This is a genomic window from Paenibacillus sp. 1182 (genome assembly GCF_017833915.1).
In the GTDB taxonomy this organism is placed as follows: domain Bacteria; phylum Bacillota; class Bacilli; order Paenibacillales; family Paenibacillaceae; genus Paenibacillus; species Paenibacillus polymyxa_D.
Genome location: NZ_JAFICR010000016.1, coordinates 82,697 through 96,870 on the forward strand (window position 1 = coordinate 82,697; position 14,174 = coordinate 96,870).

Here is a 14,174-nt window from a genome sequence, read left to right on the forward strand (position 1 = left end):
GTAGTAGTTCTATTATGTATTTTTCTGCACCCAAACAATCCAAAACTCGGGAGTCAAGGGTTGAAAAATGTATCCAGAAAATTCTCAATGGAGAGGGTTTAAATGATCGGTAAAAGTAATTCAGGCAAAGGCTAAATAAACGTATTAGAGGCGATAATTATGATAGATTTAGCGTCAGAAAGATTACTTATAAGAAATTTTCGATCTGATGATTGGAATGATCTACATGATTACTTATAAAATGATAGGACACATTTACTTTAATCAAACCGTACCGTTTGAGTTTTTAACATGGGAAATAGGATACATATTCAACCCAAGATACTATGGAAATGGATATGCTACTGAGGCAAGTAGAAGAGTATTGCAATATGGATTTGAAGAGTTAAAGGCTCATCGGATTATTGCGATGTGTAATCCAGAAAACGCTTCATCGTGGAGATTATTGGAGCGCTTGTTGATGCGAAAAGAAGGACAACCCATTTGGCATAATGCATATCAACATGCGATTTTAACAGATGAATGGCAAAGGAACAATGAATAATTTGAAAAAAGGAGTGTGATACCATGAATGAGAAGTCGCAGTTACTAGAGGATTTCAAAGAATGGAGTCGTTTTGTTTCTGGGATTCGTGAAATGGATTGGGACATATCGATTACTGAAGGTAAATGGTCAATTCAGGATGTCGTAAGTCATATACTGCTGTGGGATAAATACTTTTTTGAAGCAGCCATAAATCCGATATTGAACAATAAACCTCTGACATTAACACATATGGATTTTGAACAATTTAATCAGGATGCTGTTGAATATGGAAAAACAAAAACGAAAGAAGAATTAATTAAAATGACTATTCAGTACCGTAACATGATATTGGAGAGTATAGAGAGTTTTGAAGACGACAAGTTTACTAAAGAATATGCTGACGGGAAGTTTACTGTAATATCATATTTAAGAGATTTTATCTGGCATGATCAACATCATATCAGACAGATTGATGAGCTTAAAAGAAGAGCTATGTGAGTATATAGGCGGGTGAATAATATGAGAGATTATTGGAACAAAAGGTTTGCTGAAGAAGGAATGATTTGGGGTTGTGAACCAAGTCAAACTGTAACCCAAGCTATAGATTTGTTCAAAAAGAATAATGCACATAATATTTTGGTTCCCGGTTCTGGGTATGGGAGAAATACCAAGATGTTTTCTTCTTATTTTCAGGTTGATGGAATTGAGATATCTAGTTCAGCTATAGATCTAGCAAAAGAATGGGATTTAAGAACGAATTTTATTCAAGAATCGGTGTTAGAGTTTAGTACAAGCAAAAGGTATGACGGCATATATTGTTATGATTTATTACATTTATTTTTGTTAGAAGACCGAAAAAAATTGATACAGAATTGTGTGATGCATTTGAAGGAACAGGGAGTGATGTATTTTACGTGTTTTTCTGACCGTGATTCTAATAATGGTGTGGGTAGGAAAGTTGAGGAAGGAACATATGAATACAAGAAAGGGAAATATGCTCACTTCTTTACTGAAAAAGATTTAAAAGAACATTTTAATGATTTGAATATATTAGAAACGGGTTCCATGAGAGAAACTCTGATACATGCAGAGAACAACAGAAAGAATATGAATTAAGATATATAGTTGTTCAAAATATTGGATAGCTATTTCGAGGAAGTAATTCAACAGACATGTCCCATCGCTTAGCTACCGCAAGTGGCAGCCGGACTGTTAATCTTAAAGCGCTGGGACATCGTGAATAAAGAAACGTTACATGTATTTGGAACTGAAGGGAATAAAAAATGAGAATGCAAGATAAACCGATAGTAAGTATTATAGGCTTGGGATTATTTAGTCTGACACTAGTGGTGCATATTTGTTTTAGATCAATAAGAACAATGGATGTAGGAATGGGGATATTATTGTCTCTAGTAAATGCCGTATTTTTAGTATTTACATTGCTATGGGGAGTATTAGGCGCAGTAGAATTCTCAAGATTAATGAGTTGGAGAGAGAAAATAAAGAAAAGAGAAGTGAACGAAGAAGTAGATTTACATAAATACAAGAAAAAAATTAAAATATATCTATGTATAAACGTAATTTATTTATTACTAGTTATATGTCAACTCGGCTATGTTATTTATAGATGGGATGAGGTGAACGTATAGTGCATAGAGCAATGCGATGCTATTCGAAGGCGAAATAAGTTCCAGTTAACAACGTATTTTTGTACCGGCTATCATCTCAATCTGGTAGAAGAATTTCGGGAGATGTGGAACCAGTCAGAAACTTACGCCAAATCGTCAGGACGTAGAAAAAAATCAGCTTTGGAATTCTATATAAGGTCGCTTCACTCGGCTCAAGTTGATTTTTTATGTACTTTTTAACAAAGCAAATAAACTGCCATGAGCCAAATCGCTTAAGGCAGTTTATTTGTCTTTTGAACCTGTATATCCGTTGAAACTTTTTATTCCTCTCCGGTCGCCACCGGATTCTCCTCATAGCTAATCCAGTCGCTCCAGCTTCCCGGATATAAACGGACCTTACTAAATCCAGCTTCATTCAGGGCCAGTACATTGGGACAGGCGGATACGCCAGAACCACAATACACGATAATTTCTGCGTTTGGATCAAGATCGGCAAAGTGCTGCTGCAATTGTTCCGCATTTTTAAAGCTGCCTTTTTCGTCCAAGATCTCTTTCCAGAAGAAATTCACTGCACCGGGGATATGTCCCGCTGCTTGATCAATGGGCTCCTCCAGCCCCAGGTAGCGAGGCCGCTCTCTGGAGTCGATTAATATAGGTGAAAAACCGATATAGGAGCCAACAGGAACAGAATCTTCGGATACACGGTGCACCTCTTGCATACTTGTGAGCATTTGTGGCTGTACATTTGGTGTGAATGTACTTGGAATGCGAATCGGCTGGTCTACCGTAACGGGGAACTTCGCTTCTTTCCAAGCGCTGTAGCCCTCTTCCAGCACATATACCTGCTCATGCCCGAGATAGCGCAGGAGCCACCAGAAGCGGGAAGCCATCATACCGCCTTGGTCATCATAAGCGACGATGCGCGAGGCAGCATTGATTCCGGCACGACTTAGACGTGCAGCAAGTGTATCCACATCAGGTAAGGGATGGCGACCCCCATGCTCAGCAAGAGGAGCGGTAAGGTCTTCTTCCAAATCGAAATGAACCGCCCCTGGAATATGGTCTTCATTAAATTGAGTCCGCCCAGCTCCGGCTTGTCCGAGCAGGGAACGGCAGTCGGCGATGATCATGTCCGGCTCATACAATCGGGCTAGCAGCCAGCGTTTGGATACGATGGATTTCATAGAGAATTCCGCCTTCCTTTTTTTAGAAGTGAATTTAATTCATTGAGTATGGTTTATGAAAATGGGGTAAATAAGTTAAGAGCTGGCCTTCAGGGGATGCTCAGTGTCAGGCAACTCACTTTGATGGACAACTTTCTTTTTAAAATCCGTTCCGTATCGGATAAAAATCCATACCCCGAACAGGATGAAAAAGCCTGCACCAAATTGTAAAGTAGACAACCATTCCCCGAGCAGCACCCAAGCTAGCAAGGAAGAAATAACGGGCTCGCCGAGTACCGCCATCGACACCGCAGTGGCGTTAATGTATTTGAGCAGCCAGTTAAATAGGTAATGTCCGAACAGCGTAGGTACAATGGCTAACAGCAGGAACAGTCCCCATTCCCGTGGAGCGTATCCGGTAAAAGGAATGGCATTGACCACATTATACAGCGCAAGTGATGTGGCTGCGATGGCAAAAACCCAAAAATTATACACAAACGCGCTCAAATGCTCGCGCAGATGCTTGCCCATCAGCATATGGATGACACGGCTACCATACCCAAGAAGGACAGTGCGTCCCCGAGCAGGGCTTGTCCTGAGACATGGAAGTCTCCAGCTCCGATGGCCAGCGAGCCGATAAAAGCCATACCCATCCCGATGAGCATAGCGCGATTCGTGCCCGTCCGGAAAAACAAAAATGAACCGAGCATGACAAGGATCGGCTCCAATGTCATAATAACGGTAGAGCTTGCAACGGTGGTCAGTCGCAGTGAGCCCATCCAGAGCAAGAAATGCAGCCCCAGCGCAATACCGGACCAGAGGATCAGCATCCACTGCTTGCGGGTCAGGCTAAACAGCTCAGTGCGGTACTTCCAGACCAAAGGCAGCATGATCAGATTGGTTAGGTACAAACGGTACATAGCGATGACGGACACCTCGGCTTCAGACCATCTTACGAAGATCGAGGAGAACGAAATAGCGATAATACCTATGATGTACAATAATTCAAAGGAAAACGACGGTTTGTGTGCTTGATTCACGTGGCAGCTCCATCCGTATGGGGGAAAATAAATACGTCTATGTTCCTTCCAAGCGGTATCTCGAAAATTAGGTTAATACAGCCCATTATACCGTACCTAACATTCCCGTGGTATTAGGATTTTGCAAAATCCTGAGAATATAATAAACGGGAGCAGGAGGTAGGATTTTGGATTTTAAGTGAGATGCTGCGTAGAACTTTTGCTGCACAAGCTCGTCTATCATAGTGGAGGTGGATTTTATGAAAAAACAAAACACAATTTCAATCATACTACTGACTGTAGTGGCAGTGCTGGCTCTGTCAGCCTGTGGAACGAAACCGCAAACCAATAACACCGCACCTCAAGGGTCAGACCAACCGCAAACGCAACAGCAGCCGCAAGTTAAACCGGAGACAATCGCTGAGTCGGAGGTTAAAAAAGGCACAGGTGTATACAATGGAGCTGCTGACCCGCATACGGTAGAGATTGGAACCAATGGCGAAGCCCAATCCTTCCAATTGGGGGACGGACTGGACACGGTAATAGCTGGACTTAAGGAAGGCGATACAGTAGCGTTTGAATACACCGAAAAAGCAGTAGAGGGCGACGCGACGGCGAAGCAACTGACTTTAACGAAAATACAAAAAACAGAGGCTGCAACAGATGGCAATCAAAACGGAAGTGCTGGTCAAGCAGTAGGCGGAGAACGCACAAAGACTCAAACTTTTGATCTCACCCTTGAGGGAAAAAAGGAAAAGCAGACTGCGACATTAGCAAAAGGAGAGGGATATTCGCTGTATGTGTTTGATCCGATGTCCCTGTTTCCTGATCAAAACCGTGTTGCCTTGGCTGTAGATGATAACTATTATGCTGAAATTACGAAGCTACCCTCCGATTTTAATCTGGACGAACTTCAAAAAGAAGGCGAAAAGGATCTAGCTTCCATCGGTAAGGTGCAAATGCTGGACAAAGCAGCCATACCTGAAGCGTTATCCAGTAGCCGTCTGTTCTTACAAGCGAGCAGTTCGAAGATGACACAGCAATATATAGTTGTAGAAAATAAAACAGGCGGTTTCATCGTGAAAGTGAACATTCCACAAGGTGAACCTGCTGAAGGATTCCAATCCTACATTTATACATCGCTGGAGAGCCTGCAAGCTAATAAATAACCCTACTTTGATGCGGGATGATCGGCGGCTTACAATCATGAATTTAAGGCAGTCATGCCGCTGAAAATGGTTATTTTAAGGGCTAGGTTAGAGCTATAAGGGTCTAATCTATAATTGCGAGACCTGCACTTTTGTGCTATAAAGGATGAGAGAATAAGATCATTCCGGCTTGCGAAGTCGTATGAAGCGATGAAGGAGTTGTTAGATTTACTATGTCCATCGAAATGAATACACAAGAAGTCATCAACGTGATTAAAAACAGCAAGAAAAAGACGCCTGTTAAAGTATATGTAAAAGGAGCTTTGGCTTCCGCATCATTTGGCGAGAATGTTCAAGCTTTTATTTCTGGAGACAGTGGTGTTGTATTTGGTGATTGGGCTGATATCAAGCCGGTACTGGATAGCGCAAACGCTAAAGAAGAAGATTATGTGGTGGAAAATGATCGCCGTAACTCCGCTGTTCCAATGTTGGATCTGAAAGGCATTAATGCACGCATTGAGCCAGGCGCATATATCCGTGATATGGTTGGCATCGGTAACAACGCAGTCATCATGATGGGTGCAGTGATTAACATCGGTGTCACCATTGGTGAAGGCACGATGATTGATATGAATGCTGTGCTGGGCGGTCGTGTTAAAGTAGGCAACATGTGCCACATCGGTGCAGGCGTTGTCCTGGCGGGTGTCATTGAGCCACCGTCCGCACAGCCTGTTATCGTAGAAGACGAAGTATTGATCGGTGCGAACTCGGTTGTACTGGAAGGCGTACGCATTGGTAAAGGTGCAGTTGTTGCAGCCGGAGCGGTTGTAACTGAAGATGTGCCTGAATACTCCGTAGTGGCGGGTACACCTGCACGTGTGATCAAACAGGTCGACGATAAGACCAAATCTAAAACTGAGATTTTGAAAGAACTGCGCGTTCTGTAAGAATGCAGAAGTTTTTTATGTACCAAAGGTGAACGATTCCTTGTCAGAAGCATGATGCACTGACAGCATAACTTAGGGACGAAGCACAACGGACAAGGCTCGGCGGCTGCGCCGGGCTTTTGTCCTTTTGTTCTTTTGCCCGATAAGAGCTGATGAGCTATAAAGAGGAGGCGTGGCAGCAATGAGTACGGTCGACTATCGTTCTTTTGTCCAAATACGAAGAGATTTACACCAAATTCCCGAACCGGGTTTTGAGGAGTACAAAACACAACAATATTTGCTGGATTATTTGGAAACGCTCCCTCAGGAGCGGTTGGACATTCGTACATGGCGTACAGGCGTGTTAGTGTTCATTCATGGATCAGCTCCTGAACGCCGCTATGGATATCGTTGTGATATGGATGGTTTACCGATTGAAGAAGAGACAGGTTACGATTTCCGTTCGACCCATCCCGGCTATATGCATGCTTGTGGACACGATTTACATATGACGATTGGATTGGGAATTGTTACTCACTTTGCAAGCCATCCGATTAAGGATGATCTGGTTGTATTGTTTCAACCGGCTGAGGAAGGGCCGGGCGGAGCCTTGCCTATGCGGGACAGCACAGAGCTGGCAGACTGGATACCCGATGAAATTGTCGCGCTGCATGTTGCACCTGAATATCCTGTCGGTACAATTGCGACTCGCCCGGGCATCCTATTTGCCAATACGTCGGAGCTTTTCATCGACCTGAAGGGTACGGGCGGGCATGCTGCGTATCCACACAAGGCGAATGATATGGTAGTGGCTGCTTGCCAACTGGTGGGACAATTACAAACGGTTGTAGCCCGTAATGTGAATCCACTCGATGCAGCAGTCATTACTGTGGGTAAGGTTAGCGGAGGCACGAAGCAAAATATTATCGCAGAAACCGCCCGGTTGGAGGGTACGATCCGAACGTTGTCTGCCGATACGATGGCGCTGGTTAAATCGCGGATCGAAGCGCTGGTGCGCGGTGTGGAAGCTGGGTTTGAATGCCATGCCGAGATTCATTATGGCTCCAATTATTTGCAAGTGTACAATGAAGCTCAGGTGACCGAGGAATTTATGAACTGGGTCAGTAACCGGCAGGATGTGCAGCTTATTGAATGCGGAGAAGCGATGACCGGAGAAGACTTCGGGTATTTTCTGGAGCGAATTCCCGGTCTGATGTTCTGGCTTGGCGTTGATACGCCTTATGGTTTGCATCATGCGAAGCTGGAGCCTGCGGAAGAAGCGATTGGTGTAGCCATTCGTGTGCTGACAGACTATTTTACATGGAAGTCTCAAGGGTAAATGAGGCGCCCTGAATAATTATGTTTAATAAAATGGAATGAAGTCGAATTTTTGAAGGAGGGTGTTATGGGAGAGCAAACCATCATCCGATTTGAACGGGTGACCAAGCAATATGACAACGATCCCCCAGTGCTGGCGGACGTCAGCTTTGAAATTGAGCGTGGTAAATTTTATACACTGCTGGGGCCTTCCGGCTGTGGTAAAACGACGATTCTGCGTATGATTGCAGGTTTTGCGGAGCCGACAGAAGGCTCTATTTATTTAAATGGAAAACTCATTAATCGTGTTCCAGCCAATGAGCGGCAGGTCAATACGGTTTTTCAAGATTATGCGCTATTTCCGCATCTGAATGTGTTTGAAAATGTAGCCTTTGGTCTGCGAATCAAAAAGATGAATAAAAAGGACATCCAAGAGAAGGTGACACAGGCGTTGTCCTTTGTCAATCTGGAAGGCTACGGCGAGCGGGAAATTTCTGAGATGTCCGGAGGACAGCGTCAGCGTGTTGCCATCGCACGGGCTATCGTTAATGAGCCTGACGTTCTCTTGTTGGATGAACCGTTGTCTGCATTGGATTTAAAGCTGCGTACTGAAATGCAGTACATTTTGCGCGAAATGCAGCAGCGCCTTGGAATTACCTTTATTTTCGTTACGCATGATCAGGAGGAAGCACTGGCCATGTCGGACGAAATTTTTGTCATGAACAAAGGTAAGATTGAGCAGAGTGGTACGCCTAATGATATTTATGATGAGCCGATCAATCGGTTTGTTGCTGATTTCATCGGCGAATCCAATATTGTCCCAGGACGGATGATTGCGGATTACCAAGTGGAATTTAACGGCCGACAGTTTGAATGTGTCGACGGAGGCTTACGTCCGAACGAGCCCATTGAAATCGTGATCCGACCGGAGGATCTGGAGATTACGAGTGTTGTTGAAGGCAAGCTGCGTGTAAAAGTGGATACCCAATTGTTCCGTGGTGTTCACTATGAAATAAGCTGCTATGATGATTCGGGACAGGAATGGCTCGTGCATTCTACCAAAAAGGCGGAGCTGGGCAGTGAAATCGGTCTGCGATTTGACCCGGAAGCGATCCATGTGATGCGGTTCGGGGAAACAGAGGAAGAATTTGATCGGCGTCTGGAAGCCTATGAAGAGGTGGATCAGCATGTCCGGTAATACAAGAGCAGCGTATCTGCTGCCTTATTATTTATGGATTGTGCTGTTTGTGGCGGCTCCGGTTGTACTTGTGTTTTACTATTCACTATTTGATGTGGATGGTCATCTCACATTCAACAACTATGCTCAGTTTCTGACACCTGTTTATTTGAGCATGACGCTTAGCTCGTTTTGGTATGCATTTCTGATCACTGTATTTTCACTGTTAGTTGCTTACCCGGCAGCCTATTTACTCACACGCACCAAGCATAAGCAACTGTGGCTGTTGCTCATTATTTTGCCGACATGGATTAACCTGTTACTCAAAACGTATGCTTTTATTGGGATTTTCGGAACCTATGGTCCGGTGAATGCGGTGTTAGGTATGGTTGGGTTGGGAGGTCAGCAATTATTATTTACCAGCTCCAGCTTTGTGTTTGTGTCGGTTTATATTTTTGTGCCTTTTATGATTTTGCCCATCTATAACGCGTTGGAAGGGTTAAACCCTTCATTGCTGGACGCAGCCCGTGATTTGGGAGCCTCCAAGTGGACTGCGTTTCGCAGGGTTATTTTTCCGTTAACGCTTGCGGGTGTGCGATCTGGTTGCATGGCTGTGTTTATTCCAGCATTGTCGCTGTTTATGATTACCCGTCTGATTGCAGGTAACCGTGTGATTACACTGGGGACGGCGATAGAGCAGCATTTTCTGGTTACTCAGGATTGGGGTATGGGTTCTACGGTTGCCGTGTTCCTGATTTTGGCGATGGGGATCATTATGCTGCTCACCTCGGGAACGAAACGGAGGGTGCGGCATGGTAAATAAAAACCGATTCGGGAATATATATTTGGTGATTGTTTTTCTCGTGTTGTATGCACCTATTTTGTATTTGATGTACTATTCCTTCAACAGCGGAGGGACGATGCATGAGTTTGAAGGTTTTACACTCCAATATTACAAAGAGGTGTTTGCGGACACTCGCTTGATCATTATTGTCATTAACACCTTGGTGATTGCTTTGCTGTCATCTGCATTGGCTACCATTATTGGCATCATGGGTGCGCTGGCTATTCATCAGATGCAGAACCGTCGAGTCAAAAATACGCTGCTATCGCTCAATAATGTATTGATCGTGAACCCGGACGTCATTATTGGCGCTTCCTTCCTTATTTTGTTCACGATGGTCGGGATTAAGCTGGGTTTCTACTCCGTTTTATTGTCCCATATTGCATTTAGTGTGCCGATTGCGGTCATTATGATTTTGCCGCGGCTGCAGGAAATGAGTCCATCTCTGGTCGATGCCGCGCGTGATTTGGGTGCCAGCCGAATGGATGTGCTGACCAAGGTGATTCTACCCTTTATCAAGCCAGGGATTTATGCGGGCTTCTTTATGGCGTTAACGTACTCGCTGGATGATTTTGCGGTGACCTTTTTTGTGACAGGTAGTGGCTATTCGACCTTATCGGTGGAAATATACTCACGTGCCCGGCAAGGGGTTTCCTTGTCCATCAATGCGCTGTCCACGCTCATTTTCCTATTTACTGTGTTGTTGGTAGTGGGCTACTACTTTATTATGCGCAAGGCGAATCGCAATGGTAAAAAAGAGCCTGCGGCAGAAATGGGGGTGCCTAGATGAAGTCACTTGTGCGCGTGTTTCTGTCGATTTTCATCATCTCGTTTGGGCTGATGGGGGTGGCTGCATGGCTTAATTCCAGTCAAGGCTACTCCGGTGGCAACACACTGACGGTGTACAACTGGGGAGACTACATTGATCCTGAGCTGCTGGAACGGTTTCAGAAGGAGACGGGAATTACCGTCATTTATCAGACATTTGATTCCAATGAGGCGATGCTGACGAAAATCGAGCAGGGAGGAACTTCGTTTGATGTAGCGGTTCCTTCAGAATATGCTTTGGCTAAAATGAAGCAGGAGCACTTGTTGCTCCCGTTGGACCATAGCAAGCTGCCGAATTTGAAGCATGTAGATGCTCATTATCTAAACCTTTCGTTCGATCCGAATAACCAATATTCGGTTCCGTATTTTTGGGGTACAGTCGGGATTGTGTTTAACCCGGAGCTGACGAAAGGCATTGATTTTCATAGCTGGGATGGCCTATGGGACCCGAAGCTACGTAATAACCTGTTGCTGGTTGATGGAGCTAGGGAGATTATGGGCATGTCGCTGAACAGTCTCCACTATTCCTTGAATGATACGAATGAGGCACATTTGCAGCAGGCTTTGACGAAGTTGGAGAAATTAGCGCCCAATGTCAAAGCGGTTGTTGGTGACGAGATTAAAATGCTGCTGGCAAACGAGGAAGCTGCTGCCGGGGTTGTATGGTCCGGTGATGCGTCTGAAATCATGGATGAGAACGATAAGCTCGATTACATCGTGCCGGATGAAGGTTCCAACCTGTGGTTTGATAATATAGTTATTCCAAAAACCGCTACCCATGTGGATGCGGCCCATAAGTTCATCAATTTCATGATGCAGCCCGATGTAGCCGCTCAAAATGCCGAATTTGTAGGATACTCCACGCCAAACAAGGATGCAAAGAAATTGCTGCCTAAAGATATCTCTGGCGACGAGCGTTTTTACCCTCCGTCCGACATTACAGATAAGCTGGAAGTGTACGACAATCTGGGCAAGCGCATGCTCGCTCATTACAACGAATTGTTCCTGCAATTCAAAATGCATTTAAAGTAGGGGAGTGGCGTGAGGATTCAGGTTTGCGCTTTAGAGGTCGCTGCGGAGGCGGATGGTGCTTACCATCGCTGTTAAATTCCGATTTTTATGATTACCGCATAAAGGTGGAAATCGGAATTTAAAGGCGACCGCTTCGCTTGTCCAGTACCATTCCGCCCCCTCCGCTGCACCGTGCTTAAAGCTAGTCACCCATGAATCCCTACGCCGATAGCGCGTGGGAGTAGTGGAAGAATAGGCCTCTGAGCCACCCGTAGGGGTGCCTCAGAGGCCTATTCTGTTTACTCACCGTGTAAAGCGGTGAGTATTCTTTTATCCTGCTGCTCCACACACACGTTAGAGAATTTTGGGACTTTAAGGTGGGCAGTGAGCGAAGCGGGTCATTTGAATCTGGAGAAGCGGCAGCGTTCGCTTTTGTGGCGGGATTCTTACCTATAAATGTTTTATCCAATTCAAGAATCCCCCAGCAACAGCGATCGGAAGATCAAATGGACTGCGTAGCGCCTCTAACCACCTTAACCCCTCACCATTCCTCTAACAAACTTCTCTATTTTATCCAATCCTTGCTCCAGCACATCCTGTCCGTAAGCATAGGACAAGCGAACGTATCCTTCGCCATAGGAAGAAAAGGCATCTCCAGGTACTACAGCCACTCCATGCTCTTCCAGCAGCTTCAAGGTAAAACCCATCGAGCTTAATCCAAAATGGGCGATGGAAGGGAAAAGATAAAAGGCTCCCTCAGGCTTCTCTAGTGGAATTCCCATATCAGTCAGTCTTCCGTGTACATAGTCGCGACGTCGGCGGTACTCCTCGCGCATCGGAAGTGCATCATCCACCCCGACGGTCAGGGCTTCGAGTGCTGCATATTGGCTAATTGAGCTAGCGCAGGTCACGTTGTACTGATGGACTTTGACCATGTGCTGTGTAATTTCAGCGGGTGCAAGTGTAAAACCAATACGCCATCCCGTCATGGAATGTGATTTGGACAGACCGTTAATGACGATGGTGCGCTCCCGCATACCTGGAAGAGCTGCAATGGACACGTGGGGGGGATCGTAAATCAGTTCGCTGTATATTTCGTCCGAAATGATAAACAGATCGCGCTCCTTCAGTAAATCGGCGACCGCTTCCAGTTCTTCGCGGCTCATCACTCGCCCGGTCGGATTCGAAGGATATCCGAGAATGACTGCTTTTGTCCGTTCGGTCAGATAAGGCTCCAGCACCTCGGCTGTGAGCTTGAATCCGCTACTGCGGGTATCGGCAAACACAGGAATGCCGCCTGACAAACGGATCAATGGCTCGTACCCTGGGTAGATTGGCACGGGTAGAATGACTTCATCACCGGGTGACAAAATCGTGCGTAAGGTAATATCCAGCGCTTCACTGGCTCCGTTCGTTACGATAACCTCATCCTGTCCACGGTAATTTAGGCCGTATTTACGGGCTACAAACGCCGCTGCGGCTTCTCGTAATTCCGGCAGTCCCGGATTAGGTGTATAAGTGGTCCGGCCTTCATCAATCGCCCGATGGGCAGCTTCCATAATATGCGCAGGGGTAGGGAAATCCGGCTGTCCAATCGTTAAGGAGAGCGTTCCGGGTAATGCGGCAACTTTATTTGCGATTTTGCGGATGCCGCTGATTTGAATATTTTTGACCTGATCGTTAAGCAAATGCTCCATAGCGTGTGTGCCACCTTTTTCTGTATTAGAACAAGTTTACAATAATATGATCTGATTATGCTACGGCAAGAAGAATTCATTTTTACATAATTTAAGTACTAAATTGGCTAATTTGTGGTATCTTAAATATAGGATATGTTTGTAAGCGTAATCATGGCTAAATTGGGGAAGGGAACAGCTTCTAAATCCAAGAGTGGATGATCAAGTGGATCAGGATGAAAAAACATCTGAAGCCATTTTGTTGTACAAGCCTATTCTTGGTGTAAAGCAAGCTAAGGGACAAGGTAAGAGTTGTTAGTTTAATTGCAAATGTCAGATTGATTGACTTTGTGAGGTAGTTAAGTTATCTTTTGTGGAGAAGTCGTATGATAAAGTAGAATGAAGAGGTGAAGCATCGTGGGAGTAACAGCTAAACAAATTTTTGTGAATTTACCAGTTAAAAACCTACAGCACTCCATTGATTTTTTCACTACAATTGGATTTGAATTTAACGCTCAGTTCACTGATGAACATGCAACCTGCATGGTTGTTAGTGAGCATATTTTTGTCATGCTATTGGTTGAAGAACGTTTTAAAGCGTTCACTACAAAGGGAATTTCAGATGCCACGAAAAGCACAGAAGCGATTGTTGCTCTATCGGTGGAGAGCCGAGAAAAGGTGAACGAGATCGTTCGCAAGGCTTTGGAAGCAGGCGGCCAGCCCTCGAATGAACCTCAAGATCATGGTTTTATGTATGGATGGAGCTTTCAGGATTTGGATGGTCATTTGTGGGAGTTCTTTTATATGGCAGAGCAGTAATAGAAGTAAGGGTGATTAAGTAGTAAACAAAGTACCATGGAAAGTAAGCTATCCTAAAAAGATAGTTTACTTTCTTTATTGTATGTTATCGAA

Annotated in this window: 14 protein-coding genes and 1 pseudogene; 12 read left to right on the forward strand and 3 right to left on the reverse strand. The window is 44.8% G+C overall.

Going from position 1 to position 14,174, the window contains the following annotated elements; all coding sequences use genetic code 11:
* The first annotated feature begins 226 nt into the window (after positions 1-226).
* The 4 genes from JOD82_RS25115 to JOD82_RS25130 all read left to right on the forward strand — a co-directional run bounded on the left by JOD82_RS25115 (position 227) and on the right by JOD82_RS25130 (position 2,174).
* Positions 227-544, forward strand: coding sequence for a GNAT family N-acetyltransferase (locus JOD82_RS25115; protein WP_209018384.1), 318 nt, complete (start codon positions 227-229; stop codon positions 542-544).
* Positions 545-567: 23 nt separating this feature from the next.
* Complete coding sequence (locus JOD82_RS25120) at positions 568-1,023, forward strand: DinB family protein (protein WP_209950161.1); 456 nt, start codon at positions 568-570, stop codon at positions 1,021-1,023.
* 21 nt (positions 1,024-1,044) lie between these two features.
* On the forward strand, positions 1,045-1,641 hold the full coding sequence (locus JOD82_RS25125) for a class I SAM-dependent methyltransferase (protein ID WP_069010408.1): 597 nt from the start codon (positions 1,045-1,047) through the stop codon (positions 1,639-1,641).
* A gap of 167 nt (positions 1,642-1,808) precedes the next feature.
* Positions 1,809-2,174, forward strand: coding sequence for a hypothetical protein (locus JOD82_RS25130; protein ID WP_069010409.1), 366 nt, complete (start codon positions 1,809-1,811; stop codon positions 2,172-2,174).
* Positions 2,175-2,473: 299 nt separating this feature from the next.
* Here the strand turns inward: JOD82_RS25130 and JOD82_RS25135 are convergent, their stop codons facing one another.
* Both JOD82_RS25135 and JOD82_RS25140 read right to left on the reverse strand, forming a co-directional pair.
* Positions 2,474-3,337: a sulfurtransferase gene (locus JOD82_RS25135; protein ID WP_069010410.1), complete on the reverse strand. Its 864-nt coding sequence runs from the start codon at positions 3,335-3,337 to the stop codon at positions 2,474-2,476.
* Between the two features lie 75 nt (positions 3,338-3,412).
* Positions 3,413-4,356: pseudogene (locus JOD82_RS25140) on the reverse strand (DMT family transporter).
* A gap of 239 nt (positions 4,357-4,595) precedes the next feature.
* On the opposite strand from JOD82_RS25140, the gene JOD82_RS25145 reads away from it, so the two are divergent.
* From JOD82_RS25145 to JOD82_RS25175, 7 genes are all read left to right on the forward strand, one after another.
* Positions 4,596-5,504: a hypothetical protein gene (locus tag JOD82_RS25145; protein WP_069010412.1), complete on the forward strand. Its 909-nt coding sequence runs from the start codon at positions 4,596-4,598 to the stop codon at positions 5,502-5,504.
* Positions 5,505-5,716: 212 nt separating this feature from the next.
* Positions 5,717-6,430: a 2,3,4,5-tetrahydropyridine-2,6-dicarboxylate N-acetyltransferase gene (dapD, locus tag JOD82_RS25150; RefSeq protein WP_029515436.1), complete on the forward strand. Its 714-nt coding sequence runs from the start codon at positions 5,717-5,719 to the stop codon at positions 6,428-6,430.
* A 181-nt stretch (positions 6,431-6,611) separates the two neighbouring features.
* Positions 6,612-7,748: an N-acetyldiaminopimelate deacetylase gene (locus JOD82_RS25155; protein ID WP_209950162.1), complete on the forward strand. Its 1,137-nt coding sequence runs from the start codon at positions 6,612-6,614 to the stop codon at positions 7,746-7,748.
* A gap of 66 nt (positions 7,749-7,814) precedes the next feature.
* The gene (locus tag JOD82_RS25160; RefSeq protein ID WP_029515434.1) at positions 7,815-8,924 is read left to right on the forward strand and encodes an ABC transporter ATP-binding protein; all 1,110 of its coding nucleotides are present in this window, start codon (positions 7,815-7,817) and stop codon (positions 8,922-8,924) included.
* Positions 8,914-9,726, forward strand: a complete 813-nt coding sequence (locus JOD82_RS25165) for an ABC transporter permease (protein WP_023989586.1) — start codon at positions 8,914-8,916, stop codon at positions 9,724-9,726. The genes JOD82_RS25160 and JOD82_RS25165 overlap by 11 nt, the downstream gene beginning before the upstream one ends.
* Positions 9,716-10,537: an ABC transporter permease gene (locus tag JOD82_RS25170; RefSeq protein WP_013311255.1), complete on the forward strand. Its 822-nt coding sequence runs from the start codon at positions 9,716-9,718 to the stop codon at positions 10,535-10,537. The genes JOD82_RS25165 and JOD82_RS25170 overlap by 11 nt, the downstream gene beginning before the upstream one ends.
* Positions 10,534-11,607, forward strand: a complete 1,074-nt coding sequence (locus tag JOD82_RS25175) for an ABC transporter substrate-binding protein (protein ID WP_069010414.1) — start codon at positions 10,534-10,536, stop codon at positions 11,605-11,607. The genes JOD82_RS25170 and JOD82_RS25175 overlap by 4 nt, the downstream gene beginning before the upstream one ends.
* A gap of 512 nt (positions 11,608-12,119) precedes the next feature.
* Here the strand turns inward: JOD82_RS25175 and JOD82_RS25180 are convergent.
* Positions 12,120-13,283, reverse strand: a complete 1,164-nt coding sequence (locus JOD82_RS25180) for an aminotransferase A (RefSeq protein ID WP_209950163.1) — start codon at positions 13,281-13,283, stop codon at positions 12,120-12,122.
* A gap of 396 nt (positions 13,284-13,679) precedes the next feature.
* On the opposite strand from JOD82_RS25180, the gene JOD82_RS25185 reads away from it, so the two are divergent.
* Complete coding sequence (locus JOD82_RS25185; RefSeq protein ID WP_209950164.1) at positions 13,680-14,081, forward strand: VOC family protein; 402 nt, start codon at positions 13,680-13,682, stop codon at positions 14,079-14,081.
* Positions 14,082-14,174 lie beyond the last annotated feature (93 nt).